This window comes from Streptomyces triticagri (genome assembly GCF_003429565.1).
In the GTDB taxonomy this organism is placed as follows: Bacteria; Actinomycetota; Actinomycetes; order Streptomycetales; family Streptomycetaceae; genus Streptomyces; species Streptomyces triticagri.
In genome coordinates this window covers 37,192-60,153 of sequence record NZ_QUAK01000087.1, presented here as the reverse complement: position 1 = coordinate 60,153, position 22,962 = coordinate 37,192, and the positions used below count along the sequence as shown (strand labels likewise).

The 22,962-nt window shown below is 71.7% G+C and carries 25 protein-coding genes and 1 riboswitch; of the genes, 12 read left to right on the top strand and 13 right to left on the bottom strand.

Going from position 1 to position 22,962, the window contains the following annotated elements; genetic code table 11:
* Positions 1-39: 39 nt before the first annotated feature.
* From DY218_RS16275 to bioB, 4 genes are all read right to left on the bottom strand, one after another.
* On the bottom strand, positions 40-723 hold the full coding sequence (locus DY218_RS16275) for a class I SAM-dependent methyltransferase (protein WP_128556758.1): 684 nt from the start codon (positions 721-723) through the stop codon (positions 40-42).
* A gap of 154 nt (positions 724-877) precedes the next feature.
* Positions 878-1,600 carry a dethiobiotin synthase gene (gene bioD / locus DY218_RS16270; protein WP_128556757.1) on the bottom strand — a complete coding sequence of 241 codons (723 nt, stop codon included), beginning with the start codon at positions 1,598-1,600 and terminating at the stop codon, positions 878-880.
* A gap of 52 nt (positions 1,601-1,652) precedes the next feature.
* Positions 1,653-2,945, bottom strand: a complete 1,293-nt coding sequence (locus tag DY218_RS16265) for an adenosylmethionine--8-amino-7-oxononanoate transaminase (RefSeq protein ID WP_128556756.1) — start codon at positions 2,943-2,945, stop codon at positions 1,653-1,655.
* Entirely contained in the window at positions 2,938-4,164 is a 1,227-nt protein-coding gene (bioB, locus tag DY218_RS16260; RefSeq protein WP_128556755.1) for a biotin synthase BioB, read from the bottom strand. Before bioB ends, DY218_RS16265 begins: the two co-directional genes overlap by 8 nt.
* 208 nt (positions 4,165-4,372) lie before the next feature.
* Here bioB and DY218_RS16255 point away from each other — a divergent pair, with 208 nt between their 5' ends.
* Positions 4,373-5,545: an 8-amino-7-oxononanoate synthase gene (locus DY218_RS16255; RefSeq protein ID WP_128556754.1), complete on the top strand. Its 1,173-nt coding sequence runs from the start codon at positions 4,373-4,375 to the stop codon at positions 5,543-5,545.
* Positions 5,546-5,624: 79 nt separating this feature from the next.
* On the opposite strand, the gene DY218_RS16250 is transcribed toward DY218_RS16255, so the two are convergent.
* Together DY218_RS16250 and DY218_RS16245 are read right to left on the bottom strand one after the other, a co-directional pair.
* Positions 5,625-5,885, bottom strand: coding sequence for a DUF397 domain-containing protein (locus tag DY218_RS16250; RefSeq protein WP_128556753.1), 261 nt, complete (start codon positions 5,883-5,885; stop codon positions 5,625-5,627).
* A gap of 9 nt (positions 5,886-5,894) precedes the next feature.
* A complete protein-coding gene (locus DY218_RS16245) occupies positions 5,895-6,758 on the bottom strand; it encodes a helix-turn-helix domain-containing protein (RefSeq protein WP_128556752.1) in 864 nt (287 codons plus the stop codon).
* Between the two features lie 277 nt (positions 6,759-7,035).
* Here DY218_RS16245 and DY218_RS16240 point away from each other — a divergent pair, with 277 nt between their 5' ends.
* Positions 7,036-7,467: an ATP-binding protein gene (locus tag DY218_RS16240; RefSeq protein ID WP_128556751.1), complete on the top strand. Its 432-nt coding sequence runs from the start codon at positions 7,036-7,038 to the stop codon at positions 7,465-7,467.
* Positions 7,468-7,613: 146 nt separating this feature from the next.
* Positions 7,614-8,573 carry a threonine ammonia-lyase gene (locus tag DY218_RS16235; RefSeq protein ID WP_128556800.1) on the top strand — a complete coding sequence of 320 codons (960 nt, stop codon included), beginning with the start codon at positions 7,614-7,616 and terminating at the stop codon, positions 8,571-8,573.
* 161 nt (positions 8,574-8,734) lie between these two features.
* On the opposite strand, the gene DY218_RS16230 is transcribed toward DY218_RS16235, so the two are convergent.
* The 3 genes from DY218_RS16230 to DY218_RS16220 form a co-directional block, all read right to left on the bottom strand.
* Positions 8,735-9,208: a C40 family peptidase gene (locus tag DY218_RS16230; RefSeq protein ID WP_128556750.1), complete on the bottom strand. Its 474-nt coding sequence runs from the start codon at positions 9,206-9,208 to the stop codon at positions 8,735-8,737.
* Between the two features lie 3 nt (positions 9,209-9,211).
* A riboswitch (cyclic di-AMP (ydaO/yuaA leader) is annotated at positions 9,212-9,359 on the bottom strand.
* Between the two features lie 415 nt (positions 9,360-9,774).
* Positions 9,775-10,083: a hypothetical protein gene (locus DY218_RS16225; RefSeq protein WP_128556749.1), complete on the bottom strand. Its 309-nt coding sequence runs from the start codon at positions 10,081-10,083 to the stop codon at positions 9,775-9,777.
* 7 nt (positions 10,084-10,090) lie between these two features.
* Entirely contained in the window at positions 10,091-10,726 is a 636-nt protein-coding gene (locus DY218_RS16220; protein ID WP_128556748.1) for an ATP-dependent Clp protease proteolytic subunit, read from the bottom strand.
* A gap of 105 nt (positions 10,727-10,831) precedes the next feature.
* On the opposite strand from DY218_RS16220, the gene DY218_RS16215 reads away from it, so the two are divergent.
* Entirely contained in the window at positions 10,832-11,110 is a 279-nt protein-coding gene (locus DY218_RS16215; RefSeq protein ID WP_128556747.1) for a type II toxin-antitoxin system Phd/YefM family antitoxin, read from the top strand.
* A 33-nt stretch (positions 11,111-11,143) separates the two neighbouring features.
* Here DY218_RS16215 and DY218_RS16210 read toward each other — a convergent pair whose 3' ends face one another.
* Together DY218_RS16210 and DY218_RS16205 are read right to left on the bottom strand one after the other, a co-directional pair.
* Positions 11,144-12,268 (bottom strand): winged helix DNA-binding domain-containing protein, encoded by a 1,125-nt coding sequence (locus DY218_RS16210; RefSeq protein ID WP_128556746.1) that lies wholly within the window; start codon positions 12,266-12,268, stop codon positions 11,144-11,146.
* A 243-nt stretch (positions 12,269-12,511) separates the two neighbouring features.
* Entirely contained in the window at positions 12,512-13,474 is a 963-nt protein-coding gene (locus DY218_RS16205; RefSeq protein ID WP_128556799.1) for an ABC transporter permease, read from the bottom strand.
* A 221-nt stretch (positions 13,475-13,695) separates the two neighbouring features.
* On the opposite strand from DY218_RS16205, the gene DY218_RS16200 reads away from it, so the two are divergent.
* The 8 genes from DY218_RS16200 (at position 13,696) to DY218_RS16165 (ending at position 20,997) form a co-directional block, all read left to right on the top strand.
* Positions 13,696-14,358, top strand: coding sequence for a TetR/AcrR family transcriptional regulator (locus DY218_RS16200; RefSeq protein WP_128556745.1), 663 nt, complete (start codon positions 13,696-13,698; stop codon positions 14,356-14,358).
* Positions 14,359-14,555: 197 nt separating this feature from the next.
* Positions 14,556-14,858 carry an urease subunit gamma gene (locus tag DY218_RS16195; RefSeq protein ID WP_128556744.1) on the top strand — a complete coding sequence of 101 codons (303 nt, stop codon included), beginning with the start codon at positions 14,556-14,558 and terminating at the stop codon, positions 14,856-14,858.
* Positions 14,859-14,871: 13 nt separating this feature from the next.
* Positions 14,872-15,183, top strand: a complete 312-nt coding sequence (locus DY218_RS16190; protein ID WP_128556743.1) for an urease subunit beta — start codon at positions 14,872-14,874, stop codon at positions 15,181-15,183.
* Positions 15,176-16,897: an urease subunit alpha gene (locus DY218_RS16185; RefSeq protein ID WP_128556742.1), complete on the top strand. Its 1,722-nt coding sequence runs from the start codon at positions 15,176-15,178 to the stop codon at positions 16,895-16,897. The genes DY218_RS16190 and DY218_RS16185 overlap by 8 nt, the downstream gene beginning before the upstream one ends.
* A 52-nt stretch (positions 16,898-16,949) precedes the next feature.
* Positions 16,950-17,624, top strand: coding sequence for an urease accessory protein UreF (locus DY218_RS16180; RefSeq protein ID WP_128556741.1), 675 nt, complete (start codon positions 16,950-16,952; stop codon positions 17,622-17,624).
* Positions 17,625-17,742: 118 nt separating this feature from the next.
* Complete coding sequence (ureG, locus tag DY218_RS16175) at positions 17,743-18,426, top strand: urease accessory protein UreG (protein ID WP_128556740.1); 684 nt, start codon at positions 17,743-17,745, stop codon at positions 18,424-18,426.
* Between the two features lie 83 nt (positions 18,427-18,509).
* A complete protein-coding gene (locus tag DY218_RS16170) occupies positions 18,510-19,265 on the top strand; it encodes an urease accessory protein UreD (RefSeq protein ID WP_233521635.1) in 756 nt (251 codons plus the stop codon).
* 133 nt (positions 19,266-19,398) lie between these two features.
* Positions 19,399-20,997 (top strand): alpha/beta hydrolase, encoded by a 1,599-nt coding sequence (locus DY218_RS16165; protein WP_233521633.1) that lies wholly within the window; start codon positions 19,399-19,401, stop codon positions 20,995-20,997.
* Positions 20,998-21,112: 115 nt separating this feature from the next.
* Here DY218_RS16165 and DY218_RS16160 read toward each other — a convergent pair whose 3' ends face one another.
* Both DY218_RS16160 and DY218_RS16155 read right to left on the bottom strand, forming a co-directional pair.
* Positions 21,113-21,850, bottom strand: a complete 738-nt coding sequence (locus tag DY218_RS16160; RefSeq protein ID WP_128556738.1) for a lysophospholipid acyltransferase family protein — start codon at positions 21,848-21,850, stop codon at positions 21,113-21,115.
* A gap of 170 nt (positions 21,851-22,020) precedes the next feature.
* The gene (locus DY218_RS16155) at positions 22,021-22,908 is read right to left on the bottom strand and encodes an ABC transporter substrate-binding protein (RefSeq protein ID WP_128556737.1); all 888 of its coding nucleotides are present in this window, start codon (positions 22,906-22,908) and stop codon (positions 22,021-22,023) included.
* Positions 22,909-22,962 lie beyond the last annotated feature (54 nt).

Sequence of the window (22,962 nt, the reverse complement as noted above, 5' to 3'; positions counted from 1 at the left end):
GGACACACGGCGCCACCGGGCAGTCCGCGCGCACCGGACTCACCCCGTCACCGGACGGCGCGCGGAACCCAGGACGAAGTACGAGACGGGGGTGCGCGGCCCGCGCTCGGGGATCAGCATCCGATGCTGCTCGAGCTCGCCGAAGCCCGCTTCCCGGAGCGAGGTGACCGGCGTACGCGAGACATGACAGCCGCCGGTGAACATCCCCCACACCCGGGACCGGTCCAGGCCCTTCTGCAGCACCGGCATGGCCCGTCCCCGCGGACTGAGCTCGTGCTCGAAGAACCGCACCTCACCGCCGGGGCGCACCACCCGGTGCACCTCGGCCAGGGCCCGCCGGACGTCCCGCACGCTGCACAGCACGAGCGACAGCACCGCGCCGTCGAACGCCTCGCTCTTGACCGGCAGCGCCTCCGCCGTACCCGGCACCACGTCCACCGGCACCTCGGCCCGCCGCGCCGCCGTCAGTGCGTACTCCCGCAGCAGGCGCTCCGGCTCGATCGCCACCACCTCCGAGACGGAACTCGGGTAGTGGGAGAAATTGAGGCCGTTCCCCGCGCCGATCTCGATGATCCGACCGGACAGACCGCTCAGGAGCTCCCTGCGGTACCGCGCCACTATGCGCTCGGAAGCGACGCTCTGGCGGGCGTAGACCCGCGCGAACACAGGGTGGTGAACGGCGTCGGTCGACGCCGCGGAACGCTTGGAACGAAGCAGTGCCATGGAGATCCCTCCGGCTTCGGGCGATGCCCCCATTCTGCTCCGCGGGCACGGGATCGGCCTCGGCCCGAGGGTGGACCTTGCGCCTCTACCCTGGGGTGGAGTCCGCCGGACGAGCCCTCCACCGGGTCACCCGCACGTCACTCCACCCCGTACGTCACATCACCCCGAACCGGCTCCGCGCCGCCTCGACGTCCCAGGACCCGCCCAGCGGCTCCGCCAGCCAACTCCCGGCCCTCGCCCGGAAGTCCGGCCCTTCCAGCGCCCCCGCTCCCTCCGGCACCGCCCCGAGCAGCGGAACCCCGGCGACCTCCGGCAGATCGGTCAGATTGCAGCGCACGGCGAGGTCCGGCAGCGCCGGCAGACTGCCGACCACCACGCCGAGCGGGGTGAGCGACCGGGACCGCAGTGCCTCCGTCGTCAGGGCGGTCGCGTTCAGCGTCCCGAGCCCGGCCGCCGCCACGACCAGGACAGGCGCGTCGAGGAGCGACGCCGCGTCCGCGAGCGTCCCGCCTTCGGCGTCGAAACGTACGAGCAGACCTCCTGCGCCCTCGACCAGGACCAGGTCGTGCGAGGCGGCCAGCTTCTCCGCCGCCTCGGCGATCTCCGCGGGCCGCAGCGCAGGCAGCCCCGCTCGCGCGGCCGCCGTCGCCGGAGCCAACGGCTCGGGATAGCGGGCCAGTTCGGCACCCGTCACGGCCGGGCCCGCGAGGCGGAGCACCTCCGCCACATCGCCGTCCGCACCGGCCGCGACCCCGGTCTGCGCGGGCTTCAGGACCGCGACCGAACGCCCCTCGGCGACCGCGACGGCCGCGAGCGCCGCCGTCGTCACGGTCTTGCCGATCTCCGTGCCGGTCCCCGTCACCACCACGACCGTCATACGACCGCCCTCACCTTCCCGGCCGCCGACCGGCCGACCGGCACCGTCCTGGTCATCGCGCGTCCCGCCCGGCAGCCGCCGCAGCGCACACCGCGCGGCAGATCCGCGCGACGTCCTCGTCTCCCGTGATGTACGGCGGCATCGTGTACACCAGGTCGCGGAACGGGCGCAGCCAGACCCCCTCCGCCACCGCGGCCCGGGTGGCGGCCGCCATGTCCACCTCGTGGTCGAGCTGGACCACGCCGATCGCGCCGAGCACCCGGACGTCCCGGACACCCGGCAGCTCCGAGGCCGCCGCGAGCCCTTCGCGCAGTCCGCTCTCCACCCGCTTCACCTCGGTCGCCCAGTCCTGTCCGGTGAGCAGTCCGAGCGAGGCGTCGGCGACCGCGGCCGCCAGCGGATTGCCCATGAACGTCGGCCCGTGCGCGAGCACGGGCACCTCGCCCCGGGAGATCCCCTCGGCAACGCGTGGCGTGCACAGGGTCGCGGCGAGCGTCATATAGCCGCCGGTCAGGGCCTTGCCGACGCACATCACATCGGGTGTGACACCGGCGTGATCCGCCGCGAACAGCGCGCCCGTACGCCCGAATCCGGTCGCGATCTCGTCGAACACGAGCAGCACACCATGGGCGTCGCAGGCCTCCCGAAGCACCCGCAGATACGAGGGGGAGTGGAACCGCATTCCGCCCGCGCCCTGCACCACCGGCTCCACCACCACGGCCGCCAGCTCGTCCGCGTGGCGCTCCACGGTCGCCCGCAGATGGTCCGCGTACGTCTCGTCGTACTCGGCGGGCGGGGCGTCGGCGAAGACCTGCCGGGGCAGCGCCCCGGACCAGAGTTCGTGCATCCCGCCGTCCGGATCGCAGACCGACATCGGCTGCCAGGTGTCCCCGTGGTACCCGCCGCGCCAGGTGGCGAGCCGGTGCTTGGCGGGCTTGCCGCGCGAACGCCAGTACTGCAGACACATCTTGAGGGCGACCTCGACCGACACGGAGCCCGAGTCGGCGAGGAACACATGCTCCAGACCATCGGGCGACATGTCGACAAGACGCTTGGTGAGCCGGACGGCGGGCTCATGAGTGAGGCCGCCGAACATCACATGGCTCATCCGGTCGAGCTGACCACGCACCGCCTCGTTCAGGACCGGGTGGTTGTAGCCGTGGATCGCCGACCACCACGAGGACATGCCGTCGACCAGTTCGCCGCCCGAGTCGGCGAGCCGCAGCCGTACCCCGGAGGCCGACTCGACGACCAGCGGCTCCTGCCGGCCGGGCATCGGCCCGTAGGGATGCCAGACGTGCTGCCGGTCGAGGGCGAGCAGTTCGGGCGTGGACAGTTCAGGCATTGGGCGCGAGATCCGTTCCGGCGCCGCGCCGGCGCACCGCGACCAGGTCGGTGCGGGCGTCGGCGGCCGTGGCCGGCTCCTCGGCGGGCCCCGCCGGCTGATCCGCGGAGCCGCACGGACCGCAGCCCTGCGCGCCCTGCGCTGCCGTGTCCTCCGCATCGTGCGACCCGCACCCACCGCCCGGTGAACCACAGCCCCCGGCGGCAGCGACATGGGCCCGGTGCTCGGGCAGCGTCACCGTGTCCGCGCCCTCCACCTCGAATCCGGCGTCGGCGATCATCTCGAGATCCGCCGCACCGGCCTGGCCCTCGCTGGTCAGATAGTCGCCCAGGAAGATCGAGTTGGCGAGATGCAGGGCCAGCGGCTGCAGCGTGCGCAGATGCACCTCGCGCCCGCCGGCGAGACGTACCTCCACATCGGGGCAGACGAACCGCACCATGGCGAGAATCCGCAGCGCACGCTGCGGCGTGAGGTTCCACTCCTTGCCCAGCGGAGTGCCCTCGAACGGGATCAGGAAGTTCACCGGCACCGAGTCCGGGTCGAGTTCACGCAGCGAGAAGACGACATCGACCAGGTCGGCGTCGCTCTCGCCCATGCCCGCGATCAGCCCCGAGCAGGCGGACAGGCCCGCGGCCTGCGCCTGCTGCACGGTGTCCACCCGGTCCTGGTACGTGTGGGTGGTGGTGATCTCCCCGTAGGTGCCCTCGGAGGTGTTCAGATTGTGGTTGTACGCGTCGGCGCCCGCCGTGCGCAGCCGGTCGGCCTGGCCGTCGGAGAGCAGCCCGAGGCAGGCGCACACCTCCACGTCCTCGTTCTCCGACTTGATGGCCTCGATGGTGCGCGAGACCCGGTCGACGTCCCGGTCGGTCGGTCCCCGGCCGCTGGCCACCAGACAGACCCGCTTGGCGCCGCCGGCGACTCCGGCGGCCGCCGCCTGCGAGGCCTCTTCGGGCTTCAGCCAGGTGTACTTGAGGATGTCGGCGTTGGACCCGAGCCGCTGCGAGCAGTACGAGCAGTCCTCGGGGCACAGGCCCGACTTGAGGTTCACCAGGTAGTTGAGTTTGACCCGGCGGCCGAACCACTGACGGCGCACCCGGCCCGCCGCGGCCACCACGTCCAGGAGTTCGTCGTCCGTCGTCGCCAGTACGGCGAGCGCCTCGTCTCGGGTCGGCAGCTCGCGCCGAAGCCCCTTGTCCACCAGCGTGTTCAGCAGGTCCATGGGGAACGATCCTGGCTCACCGAGCCACTCACGGCCAAGTAGGAACCACACAATCGACGTCCCCGGAGGTGTGGGTATTACCACACCCTGACCTGGCGAATCTCCCGCTAGTGTCTGTTGACTGCTGACAAACACACCGCAGGCCGACGACCGTGGAACGACCCACGGCGACCGGGCGCCCGACCGCCCCCGACACGAGGAACGGCCCATGCCAAGGGACGCGATCACGCCGCCCACACCGTTCGACTGGATCGACGGGCAGGCCGACCGGCGCCGCAGCGCGGGCCTCGAACGCGTGCTGCGCCCGCGCCCGCCCCGCAGCGACCTCCTGGATCTGGCGGGCAACGACTACCTCGGACTCACCCGCCATCCGGCCGTGGTCGACGCGGCCGCGGACGCCGCGCGCGTCTGGGGCGGCGGCGCGACGGGTTCGCGACTGGTGACGGGGTCGACGGAACTGCACGCCGAACTCGAGGCGGAACTGGCCGAGTTCTGCGGCTTCGAGTCGGCTCTGGTGCTGTCCTCCGGTTACGCGGCCAATCTCGCCGCGGTGACCGCACTCGCCCCGCACGGCACCCTGATCGTCTCCGACGCCGGCAATCACGCCTCCCTGATCGACGGTTGCCGCCTGGCCCGCGGCACCACATCGGTCGTCCCGCACGCCACCCCGGAAGCCGTACGCAAGGCCCTGGCCACCCACACCGGCGCGGGCCTGGTGGTCACGGACTCGGTGTTCTCGGTCGACGGCGACGCCGCCCCGCTCGCCGAAACGGCCGGAGTCTGCCGCGAGTTCGGTGCCGGGCTGCTGCTCGACGACGCGCACGGGCTCGGCGTGCTCGGCACCGGCGGCCGCGGTGCGGCGCAGGCGGCAGGGCTCGCCGGCGCACCGGACGTGGTCGCCACCGTCACCCTGTCCAAGTCGCTCGGCAGCCAGGGCGGTGCCGTGCTCGGCCCCGCCCGGGTCATCGCCCATCTGCTCAACACGGCACGGACGTTCATCTTCGACACCGGCCTCGCGCCGGCCGCCGCGGGAGCCGCCCGGGCCGCCCTCGGCGTGCTCCGCGCCGAGCCGGCACGGGCCGAGCGAGCCCGGCAGGTGGCGCACACCCTGTACACCCGGCTCACCGGCGCGGGATTCGACTCGGCCCGCCCGGACGCCGCCGTCGTGTCGGTGCGGGCCCCTTCACCCGCGGCCGCGGTCCGTTGGGCTGCGGACTGCCGAGCCATGGGCCTGCTGGTCGGCTGCTTCCGGCCGCCGTCGGTGCCGGACGGCATCTCCCGGCTGCGCCTCACTGCCCGCGCCGACCTCACGGACGAGGCGATCGATCGCGTCCTCACCGTGGTCACCGAAACCGCCCCCGAAGGCGCACGCGACGTGTAGGACGCGAGACGACGAGACGCCCGCACCGCGGAAGGTGCGGGCGCCGGTGGCACCGATCTCACTCTGTGCAGGGGCCGGTTCAGTCGTACGTACGGAAAGCCTCGCCCCGGACGGCGCCGAGGAAGGTGTCCCAGGTCGTCGGGGAGAACAGCAGCGCGGGACCCTCGATGTGCTTGGAGTCGCGCACCGCGAGCATCCCGCTCAGCGGACCGCGCTCGAGACCGGCGGTCTCGATGCAGTTGTTCATGCCGGTGCTGCGGCTGCTGCGCTGCCACCGCGCACCGTGTGTCGCGCTGTTCAGAACCGTGCTGGAGAGTACGTGCCGAGGCGGCTTGGTCATCGTGCCTCCTTACGCGCCACCACCCGTGCCGGCGATGAAGTCCAACGTGTCCTCTGCCGAAAGTGCGTGCTCCTGCAGGGAGTTGAAGGCCTCGGAATAGGCCCTGAGGTCTTCTTTCCGCTCGAGGTAGAGGCTACTCGTCAAGTGGTCGAGAACCACGACGTCAAGGTCGGCGATGTTCGGAAAGGAGAAGATGACGAAAGGGCCGGTGAGGCCGATATGGGCGCCCGCGGCGAACGGCAGCACCTGCAGTCGGACATGAGGGCGCTGCGCCACCTCCACCAGCCACTCCAGTTGACGGGTCATCACTTGATAGCCGCCCACCGGTCGGCGGAGCACGGCCTCGTCGAGGACGGCGCTCAGCTCCAGCGGCGGATCCCCGTTCAGCACCTCTTGCCGCGCCAGGCGCACCTCGACGAACTTGTCGATCCGGCTCTGCGCCACCCCGTCGAGCGCAGCACGGGTGACCGCCCGCGCATAGTCGGGTGTCTGGAGCAGGCCCGGCACCACCGAGGTCTCCAGCGTGCTGATGCGGTAGGCCTGCGCCTCCAGGCTGATGAAGTCCCGGTACTCGGGCGGCAGCAGCCCCTTGTATGCGTGCCACCACTGGTGCCGGGTGCCACGCTCGTCGTCCGAACCGGCCAAGGCCTCGAGCAGCGCCCGTTCCTGAGGATCCGTCACCTCATAGACGTCGAGCAGCAGTCGTACGTCCGCGGGCTTGGCGGCACTGCGGCCGGTCTCGATCCGGCTGACCTTCGACTGGTGCCAGCCGACGAGCCGGGCGGCCGCTCCGCTGGTGAGACCGGCGCGGTCGCGCAGGGTGCGCAGTTCGGCGCCCAGCTTGCGGCGGCGCACCGCCGGACCGTAGTGCATGCCCGACTCCTTCCGGCCGCTCGATCCGCATTCCGGGCGGCGCTTCTGGGACGTCAGTCTCCCGCTCGTCCGCCGCTGCGTCAGTCCGGCGGCCAAATACGGTCTTCCGTCGCAGAGTTCACCGCTTCGAGCGACAGATATATGCATATCCTGGCGGATCGTCGCCCCCGACCGCCCCGGAGTGGGAGTCTGGCGCGAAGCACCAGTCCGGTGCCGTTCCGGCGCAACTCCGCTGCGCGCCGAGAGCCGGCTCCGGTGGGAAAGGGACAGCGTCGCCATGGCAGATCTCCAGGAAGCATCCGTCACTCTGCCGAGCGATCCGGCCTCGGTGTCCGCGGCCCGCAAGCACGTGTCGGCCGTCCTCGCCGAATGGGGCCTGCCCACCGAATCCGACGTCCTCGACACGGTCCGCCTGATCGTCTCGGAGCTGGCGACGAACGCGGTCCAGCACACCTTCGGCAAGTCGCCCACCTTCACCGTCGATCTCCAACTCGAGCGGGACGAACAACTGCGCATCGGCGTCACCGACAGCCACCCGCGCTGGCCCCAGCGACTGCCCGCCGCCGTCCAGCAGGACAACGGCCGCGGCATGGTGATCATCCGGTGGCTCACCGCGGAATGCGGCGGCCGGCTCTCCGTGACCCCCACTCCCGACGGCGGCAAGACCATCTGGATCGCCCTCCCCTGGACGGCCCCCGTCAAGGGCTGAACGAGGCCAGGGGGCGCCGGGCGTGCCCCCTGAGCGCACCGGCGTAGGATGATCAATCTGTCGTGCGGACCCGCATCGGTACGCCGCCGGGGCCTCGTGTGCGGGACAGGTCGCGCGGCTTCGAACGTGTAGCGGAGGCGGATGTGTTGATCACTGTCGCGGATGTGGAAGCTGCGGCCGAGCGGATCGCGGGGCATGTGGTGCGCACGCCGACCGTGCCGAGTCCCGGGCTGTCCGATCTGCTCGGCGCTCCCGTCACCACCAAGCTCGAACTCCTGCAGCGCACCGGCTCGTTCAAGGCGCGCGGCGCGACGTCCCGCCTGCTGACACTCGACGAGAGCGAGCGGGCCGCCGGAGTGGTCGCCGTCAGCGGCGGCAACCACGGCATCGCGATCGCCGTCATGGCCGGAGCACTCGGCATCGAGGCGACCGTGGTGATGCCCCGGTCCGCGCCCACCCGTGCCGTCGAGACCGCCGAGGGCGCCGGCGCGAGTGTGATCCTCGCCGACACCATGGACGGCGCCTTCGCCCTCGTCGAGGAGCTGCGTACCAAGGGGCTCACCCTGGTCCATCCCTTCGACGACCCCGTGGTCGTCGCCGGACAGGGCACGGTGGGCCTGGAGTTCGCCGAGGACGCAGGCGAACTGACCGACGTCGTGGTCAGCATCGGCGGCGGAGGCCTGATCGCCGGTGTGGCCACCGCCCTGCGGGCACGACGCCCCGGCCTGCGGGTCTGGGGCGTCGAGACGGAAGGTGCACTGGCCATGACCGAGGCCCTTGCTGCAGAAGGGCCGGTCCCGGTCGAACTGTCCTCGATCGTCTCGACGTTGAGCGCCCCGAGCGCCTCGCAGCTCACCTACGAACACGTCCGCGCACTGGTCGAGGACGTCCTCACGGTCAGCGACGCCGACGCGGTGCAGGGAGTGCTCGATCTCGCCGAACACGCCAAGGTCTGGGCCGAGCCGGCCGCCGGATGCCTGCTCCCGGCCGCCCGGCAGATCCTGCAGCTGGTCGGACCGGACGCCCGGCTCGGCCTGGTGGTCTGCGGAGGCAATGCGACCACCGCCGATGTGAGCACCTGGGCCGCGCGCTTCGGCCTGCGCTGAAGGCGGGGCCCGAGAAGTCCCGTACGCGGCCCGGCTGTCGAAGGGGCCGCCCGGGAGCGGGCAGTCGAGTCGACGGACCCGATCCGCCCGCCCGCGAGCGCCTCGCGTACGCCGCCGTCACCGGCGTACGGATGCCGGAGCGCGGGACCCGCGCGCCCCGGTCAGCGGACCCGGCCGTACCAGACGCCCTTGGTCCAGATCTTCTGCTTGCGCACCACGTCGCCGGTCTTCGGCGAGTGCCAGATCCGTCCCTTCCCGGCGTAGATGCCCACGTGGTACACGCTGCGGCCGGAGTGGAAGAACACCAGGTCGCCGCGTTGGCGCTGGCCGGCGGAGATCTGCCGGGTGTGGTTGTACTGCTGGGCTGCGGTCCGCGGCAGCTTCTTGCCGGCCCGCTTGAAGGCGTACAGCGTGAGCCCGGAGCAGTCGAAGCGGCGGGGGCCGGCGGCTCCGTAGCGGTAGGGGGAGCCCTTCTTCGAGGCGGCGATCTGGAGGGCCTTGGTGGCGTGCGAGGCGGCCTCGGCCTCGGTCGCGGCTCCCGGTACCGCGACGGTGCCGCCGATGGCGGCGAGAGTGAGGGCCGAGGCGGTGCCGGCCCGGGTGAGCAGGGAAGGAACACGGTGACGCGCAGTCATGCGCAACCCTTCGTCAGCCGCCTGTGAAGGATGACCTGTCGGATTCGGGCCAACGAAGATGCCCGGCCGCTGTGCGGCTTCACCCCGAGGAGCTGGACGCTCCGTGTTGCTCGGGTCCTCCACTCCTGCCGGTCCACTGCTGTCGACCTGACATCCGGGCGGCGGCAGGACTCGGCGTCCGCCCGGACCGCCCCGCCGCTGATGGCGGGGGCTTGTCGTCGGAAGGGATCCTGGCGCATCAACCGGTCCGATTCCCGGTTGAAACGGCGGTATGTGAAGCTCCTCACCGATGGCCTGAACGGGTGGACAGCAGCGCTTTGTTGATCTTCGGTGTTCGTCGGGGGAGGCCTCGACCTGCGGCGGAATGTGAGATTCCGGTCCGCCGTCTCCTGCGGGTCGCAAATCGTCTGGTCGCTCCGGACGGGACAGGAATACGTCGTGCGGGTGAGCCCGTCTGGCCGAACCGGTTGGTGGCGCGGCCGCCTGACGAGCGCTCAAACCGGCCTCGGGGGTACCCGTCTCGCCGTCGCAGGCGCGTTCGCCCGTGTTCCGGCCTGCGGCGGACGTCAGTTGGGCGGCTTGGGCGGCACCGCGACCCGCCCTGACCGCCGTTCACCGTCGAGGATGCGCAAGGCCCGGGCGAGCGTGGCGGCGTGGATCTCGGTTTCGCCGCGTGTGTGCATCCGATCCAGCGCCTCGCGCAGCGCGACGGACTTCGTGACCAGGGCCTGTGCCGCACGCAGTCCGCTGTAGGTGTCGCGGCCGCGCGCCGGGTTGATCCGCCCGATCAGGTCGAGGACTTCGAGATAGCGGTCGATCAACTCACCCTCGGCACGCGTCAGTGCGGGCAGCGCGGGCGGCTCCGGTGGCAGCACGGCGGCGTCACCCCCGGCCCGGACCGGCGAGTTGGGCGGAACGGTTCTCGACGATCCGGTCGACCAGTCCGTACTCCAGGGCCGCCGGCGCATCGAGGATCTTGTCCCGCTCGATGTCTGCGGAGATCTGCTCGGTGCTGCGGCCGCTGTGCCGGGCGAGCATCTCCTCCAGCTGCCGCCTGGTGCGCTGGAGTTCGTCGGCCTGGATGGCCAGATCGGAGGTCTGGCCCTCGATCGGTTCGCTGAACGACGGCTGATGGATGAGGACGCGCGCACTCGGAAGTGCCAGTCGTTTGCCCTCGGTTCCGGCCGCGAGCAGGACCGCGGCGGCCGATCCGGCCTGCCCCAGGCACACCGTCTCCACGTCGCAGCCGACGAACCGGATGGTGTCGTAGATCGCGGTCATCGCGCTGAACGAGCCGCCCGGCGAGTTGATGTACAGCGAGATGTCCTGATCCGGCGCGGCGTGCTCCAGGTGCATGAACTGGGCCATCACATCGTTGGCCGAGGTGTCGTCGATCGCGGTGCCGAGAAACACGATGCGCTCCTCGAGCAGCTTGGAGTACGGGTCCCTGGTCCGCGTGCCCGAGCTGGTGCGCTCGGTGAACTCGGGCAGGACGTGGCGGGCGGACGGTCGGTTCATGGCGAGGTGCCTCCTCCGTCGGTGCCGGGCTGCGACCGGATCCGGTCGCAGCCCCGGGTTTCTGTAAAAAATGTACAGGACGTACGTGACGTTATGATGGGGAGCATGGCCTACGAGATTCCGGTGACGCAAGCCCGGGCGGAGCTCGCCGACCTCATCAATCGCGTCGTGTACGGCGGTGAACGCGTCGTCGTGACCCGCCACGGCAAGCCGCTCGTCGCCCTCGTATCGGCCGCCGACCTGGAGAAACTCGAGGAGCTGCCGGGACCGGCGGAGGAAGTGGTGGTCCGCTCGGTGTCGGCCGTGGACACCTCGGGCTCTGCCGCCGGCGAACAGCAGCGCTTCGGCATCACGGCCGAGCACCGGGGGCCGGGCGCCACGTAGCGCGCGCGGACGTGTGACCGTGCCCCGGTTCGCTCAGCGAGGTGAGGCCAGTACGCGGGTGCGGTGGTGCTCGCCGTCGGAGAGGAAGCCGGCCATCGACCGGCCCGCCTCGCCCACGGCCGTACGGTCGGCCCGCGAGAAGCGGCGCAGCGGGGTGACCGTGACCGTGCCGCCCTCCGTGGTCCACGTCGCGGCGACCCGGCCGTCGAGCAGTACCACCCGCTCACCGGCCACCGAGAGGCCGCGGTGCGCGTCGTCCACGATCCGGCGCCGGTCCTGGTAGCCGAGCAGCGCATTGTCGAAGGCCGGCAGGAACCGCACCGGGGCCGGGGTGTCCGGATCGGGGCGCGGTGCGTCGGGCAGATCGAGCAGTTCGCGGCCCCGCTCGTCGCGGAAGCTCACCAGCTCGTCCCGGGCGCCCGCCACCGCGGCGGGCAGTCCGGCCAGACCGGACCAGGCACGCAGGTCGGCGGTGGCGGCAGGCCCGAACGCGGCGAGGTAGCGCAGCACCAACGCCCGGCCGACAGGGTCGCCGCCGTCCGTACCGGTCGGGTCCGCCGGGTCGATGGGGCGTCCGAGCCACGACGTCAGCAGGACGTTGCGCACGCCTGCCTTGGTACGCCACAGGCCCCGGGGCGGGATCTGGGCGACCGGGACCAGGGCCGGTACGAGCAGTTCGCCGAGCGCGCGCGGATGCGGTGCCGGACGGCTCCCGGTCACCTCGCGCACCAGTTCCGACATCGTGCGCGGCTCGCCGTCGGACATCAATTCCCGTCCGTCGGCCGCGAGTTGCTCCAGGTCCGCGCCGCGCAGTTCGTCGCGGTACGTCGCGAGGACGCGCTGCCGCAGCATCGGTTCATGGCGGGCTCGCCAGGCGAGCGCGTCGTCGGCCGTGACCAGATGGACGGTGCGGCGCATCAGATGGGTCCGCACCAGGCGCCGCTCGACCAGGAGATCCGACAGGGTCGCGGGAGCGAAGGAGCGCAGTCGCGAGAAGAGCGCGACGAAGGGCTCCTGCGGCTCCTGTGCCTGCAGCCCGCCGAGCAGCCGTACGGCGTCGTGCACCGGGACGTCGGACGGCTCGAGCAGCAACTGCCGGGCGAGGGTCGCCCGGTTGAGGGCTCGGGTGTCGAGGGCGTGCGCTGGTGCGTTGCTCATGCTGCCGGTGGGCCCTTCGGGTCGTGCCCGGTGGCCGGTGCGGCTGCCGGACGCGGACGGGAGGTCACCGTCGCAGGCAATGCGGACAGCTGGTGACCGCTGTGCGTGCGAATCCGGCCGCCGGGTGCCGGCCCGTGCGGTCCGTCCCGTACGACGAGACCGTGCGCCCCCGTCCGCTACAGCGGGGGCACACGGCCGGCTGGTGTCGAGTCCTGCGGTCGGAATGCGGCGGGGCGGGTCCGGTCAGGACACCGATACGCCCTGCTGCGTGCCTCGAACGGCGGCCTCGGGTGACTCCGCGGCGAGCGACGTGGGCCCGCTGCGACGCGTACGGGCGCCGATGAGTACGGCCGCGAGGCCGACGGCGGCCCAGATACCGAGGGTGACAGCCGCTCCGGCGCCGCCCGCGCCGTCGAAGAACGCCACCGAACGCATCAGCGTGCCACCGGCGCCGGGCGGCAGCCACTGGCCGATCAGGCCGGCCGGCTCGGGGAGGAGTTCGGGAGCGGAGGACACACCGGAGAAAGGATTGCCGAGCAGCACCATGAGGAGCGCACCCACGCCGATGCCGGCCGGTCCGGCCAGTGCCGCGAATCCGGCCACCGTCGCACTGACGGCCAGCGCGGCGAGCCCGAACGCCCCTGCTTCCGCCCACCAGTTGCCCGCGACCACGCCGAGCCAGCTGTGCGTCAGGGCCGCCGCGACGGCACCGGTCGCCGCGGCCGTGGCGACCAGTGCCAGAGCGGCCCGTACGCCTCGGAGTCCGAGCACGGTCACGACCGCACCGGCGGCCACACCTGCGATCGACATCGGCAGCACACTCGCGCCGAGGGCCGCGCCGCGCGGGTCGGCGGCCGGGGCCGCGACCACGTCGTCGGTCTGCACCTGGGTGCCTTCGGGGGCCCCTGCGGTCACCGCCTCCGTCAGCAGCTGGGCCACCACGGGTCCGGCGGCGGAGGCGGTCAGGAGCTTCGGGCCGCTCGGGGTCACCACGACCGCGCCGTATACGGTCCGGTCCTCGATCGCGTCCCGGGCGGCGGCCTCGTCCGCGTACCGGTGGACCTCGAACGCCCCGTCCCGCGCCTCGAGTTGCTTCGCCGCGCCGTCCGCTGCCGCCGCCGGTCCGGCGACGCCGACCGGCAGCTCGTGCGGCGCGGTCCGTGCCGCGGGCCAGGCGAAGGCCCACAGGGCGAGCGCGACGATCATCGGGACCAGGACGATCACTGCCGCCGTCCGGCGGCCGTTGCCGGTCAGGCGGGGGCCGTCCGGGGCCGGGGCCGGGGAGCCTGCGGGGGTAGCGGATGTGGCGGACATGGCCGGGCCTCGCTTCGGTGTATAGAGAATGATCGTTCGTTTTTTGTTCTGCCCTCACTGTCCGCGCAGAGGCGTCGCTTGTCAAGAATGAATGTTCGTTTTAGGTTGAGGTCATGGCCCGCGTATCCCAGGCACACCTCGACGCCCGCCGCAGGCAGATCCTCGACGGGGCGGCGCGCTGCTTCGCGCGCAACGGCTTCCACGCCACGTCCATGCAGGACGTGCTGCGCGAGGTGGACCTGTCCGCCGGTGCGGTCTACCGCTATTTCAGCGGCAAGGAGGAGCTCATCGGCGCGATCGTCGGCGAGGTGCTCGGCGCGATCCGCGAGGCCTTCGAGGAGGCGGCGGGGCAGACTCCGCCGCCGCCCCCGGACGTCCTCGTCCCGCAGGTGCTGACGATGGTGCTCGGCATGGGCAGGCGGATGGGCGCCGGTGACGAGTCGGCCTTCCCGCGCCTGATGGTCCAGGTGTGGACCGAGACGCTGCGCGACGAGAAGCTCGCCCGGTTGATGCACGAGGGGTACGACGCCGTGCGCGGGGCCTGGGTGCGCACCGTCGTGGCGTACCAGGAAGCCGGAGTCATGCGCAGTGATGTGCCGGCGGAGCATGTCGCCCGGACGATGATCGCCATGGCGCAGGGGTTCGCGGCGCAGCGTGCGCTGTTCGGGGAGGTGCCCGTGACCGTGCTGCAGGACGGACTGCGGGCGCTGATGTCGATGGACGCCGACGGTGCGCCGGCACGGCGGGAGCCGGCTGAGGCGCCGGCGGGGGACTGATTGGCCGGCCGGACAGTTAACGTGCCGGAAAAACTTCGGCATTAGCGTGCAACCCCTCCCGCGGGACGAGCCGTTTCGCCGCTGGATCGACGTACCGACATGACGACAGAGCCATGCCCCGGTACGGCATCGGAGCGACCGGCACGATCCGCGGATCCGCCATCGGGCGGGCACCGACGGACAATGAGGTGGCACGCGTGCAACTGACCCCGCACGAGCAGGAACGCCTGCTCATCCATGTGGCCGCGGACGTGGCGGAACGGCGCAGGGCGCGCGGGCTCCGGCTCAACCACCCCGAGGCGATCGCCCTGATCACCTCGCACCTGCTGGAGGGCGCACGCGACGGCCGCACCGTCGCCGAACTCATGGCCTCCGGCCGTACGGTGCTCACCCGCGACGAGGTCATGGACGGCATCCCGGAGATGCTGCACGACGTCCAGGTGGAGGCCACCTTCCCGGACGGCACCAAGCTGGTCACCGTCCACGACCCGATCGTCTGACGGGGAGCGCGCCATGATCCCCGGAGAGATCCTGTACGCCGAAGAGCCCGTGCCGCTCAACGAGGGCCGTCCGGTCACCCGCCTCACCGTGCTCAACTCCGCCGACCGGCCCGTCCAGGTCGGCTCCCACTACCACTTCGCCGAGGCCAACCCCGGCCTGAGCTTCGACCGCGCGGCAGCGCACGGCAGGCGGCTCGGCATCGCCGCGGGCACCGCCGTCCGCTTCGAACCCGGCATCCCCGTGGAGGTCGACCTGGTGCCCATCGGCGGACACCGCCTCGTACCCGGCCTGCGGGGCGAAACCGGAGGTGCCCTCGATGGCTGAGCTGACCCGCGCCGCCTACGCCGACCTGTTCGGCCCGACCACCGGCGACCGGATCCGTCTCGCCGACACCGATCTCCTCGTCGAGATCGAGGAGGACCGCTCGGGCGGGCCCGGCCGGGCCGGTGACGAGGCGGTGTTCGGCGGGGGCAAGGTGATCCGGGAATCCATGGGCCAGTCCGCCGTCACCCGGGCCGAAGGCGCACCGGACACGGTGATCACCGGGGCGGTGATCCTGGACCACTGGGGGATCGTCAAGGCGGACATCGGCATCCGGGACGGCCGGATCACCGGGATCGGGAAGGCCGGCAACCCGGACACCATGGACGGCGTCCACCCGGACCTGGTCATCGGGCCCGAGACCGAGATCATCGCGGGCAACGGGCGCATCGTCACGGCCGGTGCCGTCGACGCCCATGTCCACTTCATCTCGCCGACACTGGCCGACACCGCACTCGCCTCGGGAGTCACCACCCTGGTCGGCGGCGGCACCGGACCCGCCGAGGGCACCAAGGCCACCACGATCACACCCGGCTCCTGGCACCTGGACCGGATGTTCCGCGCGCTCGACTCCGTACCCCTGAACATCGGTCTGCTCGGCCGTGGCAACACCATGTCCCGCGAGGCGATGCACGCCCAACTGCGGGGCGGAGCACTCGGGTTCAAGATTCACGAGGACTGGGGAGCGACGCCCGCCGTGATCGACGCCTGCCTGAGCGTCTGCGAGGAGACGGGCGCTCAGCTGGCGATCCACACGGACACGCTGAACGAGGCAGGATTCGTCGCCGACACCCTCGCCGCGATCGACGGCCGCACCATCCACGCGTACCACACCGAAGGTGCGGGCGGCGGTCACGCCCCCGACATCATCACCGTGGTGTCCGAACCTCATGTGCTGCCGAGCTCCACCAACCCGACCCGGCCGCACACCCGCAACACCGTCGAGGAACATCTCGACATGCTGATGGTCTGTCACCATCTCAACCCGGCCGTGCCCGAGGACCTCGCCTTCGCCGAGTCCCGCATCCGGCCGACCACCATCGCCGCCGAGGACATCCTGCACGACCTCGGCGCCATCTCGATCATCTCCTCCGACTCGCAGGCCATGGGGCGCATCGGTGAAGTGGTGCTGCGCACCTGGCAGACCGCGCACGTGATGAAACGCCGCAGGGGAGCGCTGCCCGGCGACACCCGCGCCGACAACCACCGCGTACGCCGCTACGTCGCCAAGTACACGATCAACCCCGCGATCGCCCAGGGCATCGACGCCGAGATCGGCTCGGTCGAGACCGGCAAGCTCGCCGATCTGGTGCTGTGGAACCCGGCGTTCTTCGGCGTCAAACCCCAACTCGTCCTCAAGGGCGGGCAGATCGCCTACGCACAGATGGGCGACGCGAACGCCTCCATCCCCACCCCTCAACCCGTACTGCCCCGGCCCATGTTCGGCGCACACGGCAAGGCGCCCGGAGTGAACTCGCTGAACTTCGTCTCCGCCGCCGCGATCGAGGACGGCCTGCCCGAACGACTCGGCCTCGACAAGGAGTTCACCGCGATCAGCAGCACCCGCGGCGTCACCAAGGCCGACATGCGGGAGAACGACGCACGGCCCGAGGTCCGGGTGAACCCCGACAGCTTCGCCGTCACCATCGACGGCGAGCAGGTGGAGCCCGCGCCTGCCGCCGAACTCCCCATGGCCCAGCGGTACTTCCTCTTCTGAGCTGTGCGCCCCCGCTCGACCGCCGGGCACGACGTGAACACGAGGCACCACCATGAGCAGATCCGCGCTGTTGATCCTCGCGGACGGCCGTTTCCCCGCCGGCGGGCATGCCCACTCCGGCGGGGCGGAGGCGGCCGTCGCCGCCGGGCGGATCACGGACGCCGTGAGCCTGCACGCGTTCTGCCGGGGCCGGTTGCACACGGCGGGACTGGTCGCCGCCGCGCTGGCCGCCGCGGCCGCGGACGGCGTCGAACCGCTCGCGCTCGACGAGGCCGCCGACGCCCGCACCGCGTCCGCCGCGCTGCGCACCGCATCACGCAGGCTCGGCCGCCAGCTGATGCGAGCCGCCCACGCGGCCTGGCCGGATCCTCAACTCGACGCCCTGGCAGCCGCGTTGCCCCGCGGTGCACATCAGCCCGTCGTGCTCGGTGTCGCCGCGCGCGCCGGGGGTCTCGGCCCGCTGGACGCCGCCCACTGCGCCGCGTACGAGAGCGTGGGCGGCCCCGCCACCGCGGTGGTCAGGCTGCTCGGCCTCGATCCGTTCGACGCCACCGCCGTACTGGCCGGGCTGGGGCCGGACCTCGACACGGTGGCCGAACGGGCCGTCACGGCAGCCCGATCGGCCGCAGTACAGGGCGTCGAGGCGCTGCCCGCCGCAAGCGCCCCGCTGCTCGACATCGGCGCCGAGACCCACGCCGCCCGAGCCACCCGGCTCTTCGCATCCTGACCGGCAACGACTTGACGGCGCGTCATACACGGCCCTCGCAGCCGCCCGACACCCGGCCGCTGCGAACACCACCCCCGAACACCGCCCCCGAACACCGGTCCCACACAAGGAAGTTCACATGCATCTCGACCACCCCACCACCTTCCCGCAACGTCACACCCACAGCTCGCCCGTGCGCTCCGACGGCAGCAGGCGGGCGCTGCGCATCGGCCTCGGCGGGCCCGTCGGCTCCGGCAAGACCGCCACGGTCGCCGCCCTCTGCCGCGCCCTGCGCGAGGAGTTGTCAATCGCGGTCATCACCAATGACATCTACACCCGTGAGGACGCCGAGCACCTCCTGCGCGAAGCCGTACTGCCGCCCGAGCGGATCACCGCGGTGGAGACCGGGGCCTGCCCGCACACCGCGATCCGCGACGACATCTCCGCCAATCTGGAGGCCGTCGAGGACCTTGAGGACGCGGTCGGCCCGCTCGACCTCGTGCTCGTCGAGTCCGGTGGCGACAATCTGACGGCCACCTTCTCGCGCGGACTCGTGGACGCCCAGATGTTCGTGATCGACGTGGCGGGCGGCGACGACATCCCGCGCAAGGGCGGCCCCGGTGTGACGGGCTCCGACCTCCTCGTCGTCAACAAGACCGACCTCGCGCCGCACGTGGGCTCGGACCTGGACGCAATGGCGCGCGACGCCGCCGAGCAGCGCGGCGAACTGCCCGTGGTGTTCCAGTCGTTGCGTTCCGAGGACGGCGTGAAGACCGTCGCGGACTGGGTACGGGAACGGATCGCCGCCTGGATCGCGGCGTGACGGTCACCAGCACCTCCGGCGCATCCCGTACGGAACCGCCCGCCCCGCCCGGCGACACCTCCCGGGTCAGCGCAACGGCCCGTATCGAGGCCCGCCCCGACGGCCGCGGCGGGACCGCGCTGCCGCTCCTGGCCGGCGCCGGCCCGCTCGCCCCCCGGCGCACCCGCGCCCCGGTGCCCGGCGAGGCGCATGTGACGCTGGTCGGCGCGATGAGCGCACCGCTCGGCGGCGACCGGCTCGCCGTCGAGGTCGGCGTCGCGCCCGGTGCCCGCCTCCGGGTCACCGCCTCCGGCGCCACTCTCGCCCTGCCCGGAGCCGGCTCGGATCCCGCCGACTACCGCATCCGTCTGACCGTCGGCCAAGACGCCACCCTGCACTGGCTGCCCGAACCCCTTGTCTCCGTGTGCGGCAGTGCGTTGCGGCAGACAACGTGCGCCGAACTGGCCCCGGGCGCCCGGCTGTTGCTGCGCGAGGAACAGGTGCTCGGCCGGCACGGCGAGCCCTGTGGCCGCCTCACCACCAGGCTCACCGTCCGCCGCGCCGGACGCCCGCTGCTCGACCAGGAACTCGACTGCGGGCCCGGCGCCCCTCCCGGATGGGACGGCCCGGCGGTGCTCGCCGGCCACCGTGCGATCGGCCAACTGCTCCTCGTGCAACCGGAGTTCGAGTCCGGTCCGGTGCAGCCGCAGACACTCGGCGAGTACGCCGCACTCACTCCGCTCGGGGGCCCCGCGGCGCTCGTCACCGCCGTCGCCCCGGACGCCCTGACCCTGCGCACGATCCTCGACGAAGCGGCGTCCGACCTGCTCAACGACCGTTTCGAGGCGGTTCGTTCCTGACTCCTGAGCGGTACTGACCTGACCGGTTATCGGATTGGCAAAGAAGCCGTTCCCCGTCTGTTGTCAGGGACCCCACAGACGCAAGGATCCCCGGGTACGAAGTACGCAGCACATGATCAGGGGGAGGTATCACTTGAGACGCACAGCAGTGCTCGGCTCGGCCGGCACACTGCTCGCGGGCGCACTCATAGCGAGCGCGGTGGTCGCACCCACGGCGAACGCCGACAGCGACCACCACAAGGACCCGGAGCAGCGCGGAGCGGCCATCGCCGCGAAGCGCGCGGCCAAGACCGGGATCGACTGGAAGGACTGCCCCGAGGACTGGGGGCTCGCCAAGCCCGTCCAGTGCGGCTGGGTCAGCGTCCCGGTCGACTACGCCAAGCCGAACGGCAAGCAGATCAAGCTCGCCGTGGACCGGGTCGGCAACACCGGCACCAAGAAGGAGCGCCAGGGCTCCCTCGTCTACAACCCGGGCGGCCCGGGCGGATCGGGTCTGCGCTTCCCGCTGCGGATCCCCGACAAGGCCCCGCTCTGGGAGAAGACCGCCAAGGCCTACGACTTCGTGGGCTTCGATCCGCGCGGCGTCGGCCACTCGGCACCGATCTCCTGCATCGACCCGCAGGAGTTCGTCAAGGCACCGAAGGCCGACCCGGTCCCCGACTCGGAGGCCGACAAGCGCGCCCAGCGCAAGCTCGCCGCCGAGTACGCGGACGGCTGCAAGGAGCGCAGCGGCGAACTGCTGCCGCACATGACCACGCCCAACACCGCACGCGACCTGGACGTCATCAGGGCCGCGCTCGGTGAGAAGAAGCTGAACTTCCTCGGCGTCTCCTACGGCACGTACCTCGGCGCGGTCTATGCGACGCTCTTCCCGGGGCACATCCGCCGCATGGTCGTGGACAGTGTGGTCAACCCGTCGCGGGAGAAGATCTGGTACCAGGCCAACCTGGACCAGGACGTCGCCTTCCAGATGCGCTGGGACGACTGGAAGAAGTGGGTCGCCGAGAACGACGACGTCTTCGGCATCGGGGACACCCCCGAGAAGGTCGAGGACCAGTGGCTGAAGCTGCGCGCCAAGGCCAAGAAGGAGCCGCTCGGCGGCGTCGTCGGACCGAACGAGCTCATCAGCTTCTTCCAGAGCGCCCCGTACTACGACTCGGCCTGGGTACCCACGGCCGAGACGTGGAGCAAGTACCTGGCCGGTGACGAGCAGGAACTCATCGACGCGGCCTCGCCCGACCTGTCCGACACCGAGGGCAACGCGGCCGCGGAGAACGGCAACGCCGTGTACACGGCGGTCGAGTGCACCGACGCCAAGTGGCCCTCCAACTGGAAGAAGTGGGACCGCGACAGCACCCGGCTGCACGAGGACCACCCCTTCATGACGTGGGCCAACACCTGGATGAACCTGCCCTGCGCCACCTGGGGCGTCAAGCAGCAGACTCCGGTGAACGTCAAGTCCGGCAAGGGTCTGCCGCCGGTACTGATCGTGCAGGCCACCCGTGACGCGGCCACGCCGTACGCGGGCGCCGTCGAGCTGCACAAGCGGCTCAAGGGCTCCCGCATGATCACGGAGGAGAACGCCGGCTCGCACGGGGTGACCAACCTGGAGAACCCATGCATCAACAAGCGGGTCGACACCTACCTGCTCACCGGTAAGACCGACCGGCACGATGTGACGTGCGACCCGCACGCCACTCCGAAGCCGGAGAAAGCGGGCGGCAAGTCGTAGAAACGGCCTGCCAGTAGGCCGTGGGCAGGAGCCCGCTCCCGCCCGCTCTGCGCGGCACGACGAGGGGCGGCCGGTTCCAACCGGCCGCCCCTCCCGCGTACTTGGCCGTCCGTCGTCAGCGCTTCGGCAGCCGCGGGAACCTGCCACCCCGCTCCTGCTCGGCGGCCCGTGCCGCCTCCTGCTCCTCGGCCTTCACCTCGGCCGCGTACCGGTCCACGTACTCCTGGCCGGACAGCTCGAGCACCGCATACATGATCTCGTCCGTGACCGCCCGCAGCGCCGCCTTCTCGTTCGCCAGTCCCTCGTACCGGGAGAACTCCAGCGGCTCACCGAAGCGGATCGACACCCGGTGCATCCGCGGCAGTTTCTGGCCCGGCGGCTGCGCCTCGAAGGTGCCGATCATCGCGCACGGCACCACCGGCACACCCGCCTTGAGCGCCATCGCCGCCACGCCCACCTTGCCCTTGTAGAGCCGCCCGTCGTGCGAGCGGGTGCCCTCCGGGTAGATGCCGAGCAACTCGCCCTTGTTCAGCACCCCGAGGCCTTCGCGGATCGCCGCCTGGCCCGCCTCGCGGCCGGAGCGGTCCACCGGGATCTGCCCGGCACTGTGGAAGAACGCCGCGGTCAGCCGCCCCTTGATGCCCGGACCCGTGAAGTACTCGGCCTTGGCGAGGAAGGTGATCCGGCGCCGCAGGATGGCCGGCATCAGGAAGTGGTCGGCGAACGACAGGTGATTGCCCGCGACGATCGCGGCGCCCTCGTCGGGGATGTTCTCGAGCCCCTCGATCCGCGGACGGAACAACAGCCTCAACAACGGCCCGAGCAGCACGTACTTGAGCACGTAGTAGAACACGGCTTTGCTCCTCACTCTGCGGTACCGGCTCGCCGGTCGCGTCCAGGGGGCGCCGGGCCGAACATGGCCGGTCGATCCTAGCCCGAAGGCGCCGGATCGCTGAGCGGACGGGGACCGCCCGGGCGATGAGCACAGGTCCCACCGGACCCGCACTCATCGCCCCGCAGTCCTCAGTCCCGGGCCGATCCGGCCGCAGTCACCGCCTCGGCCGCCAGGTCGAAGAGCCGGGCATGCCCGGCCGGGCTGCACGGCGCCTCCGGATTCCACGGCACGATCCGGGCCCTCGCCTCGAGCGCCTGCCAGGCGGCGCTGTCCCGTAAGGCCGCGAGCGGCGTCGCATTCGCCCGGACGTCCACGAGCAGGATGTCGGGGCGCAGCGCCTCGGCCGCGTCGAGGCCGAGCGTCGCCCAGTTCGCACCCGGGCCCTCGGGCGGTGCCGCCAAGGTGACCCCACAGGCCGTCAGGGCCCGCAACTCCGGCCAGGCCCCGGGACGCGCGAGATGCGCCTGATCGTCACCCGCGGGGGAGAGGGCGAGCACCCGCGGCCCCGGGCTCACGGCGGCGGTCGCGTCCCGCAGCCGCTGCCGGGCCCGCCGCAGTGGTTCGAGCGAGTCGTCCGCATCGGTGGCACCGAGCGCGCGGGCCAGGTCCGCGAAGCGCTCGCGCACGGCATCCAGGTCATGGGCCTGACCGACGTCGATCACCGCCACCGGGACCTGCTCCTCCAGATGTTTGGCGGTGTCCGGATCGATGCCGTAGACCTGACCGCCGCCGTACGTGACCGCCACCACCAAGTCCGGCCGCTCGCCGAGGAGTCGGTCGAGGTCGATGTCACTTCCCGCGCCCAGATAGCCGATCTCGTCGAGCGGCAGTGCACCGGACTTGGCGCGGTCGGGCGCCGCACCGTCGTGATGGGAGCCGTAGATCCCCACGGGACGTATGCCGTGGTCCCACAGCGTCGCACCCGCCTGGATGTAGGCGATCACCCTCGTGGGCCGATGCGTCGACCGCGACAGCTGTCCGCGGTCGTCCTGGAACTGCCACTCGCTCTCCTGCATGGCGTCACACGCCCCCTGTCGTCCTGTTCGTCTTCGTACGCCGGAGCCCGGACC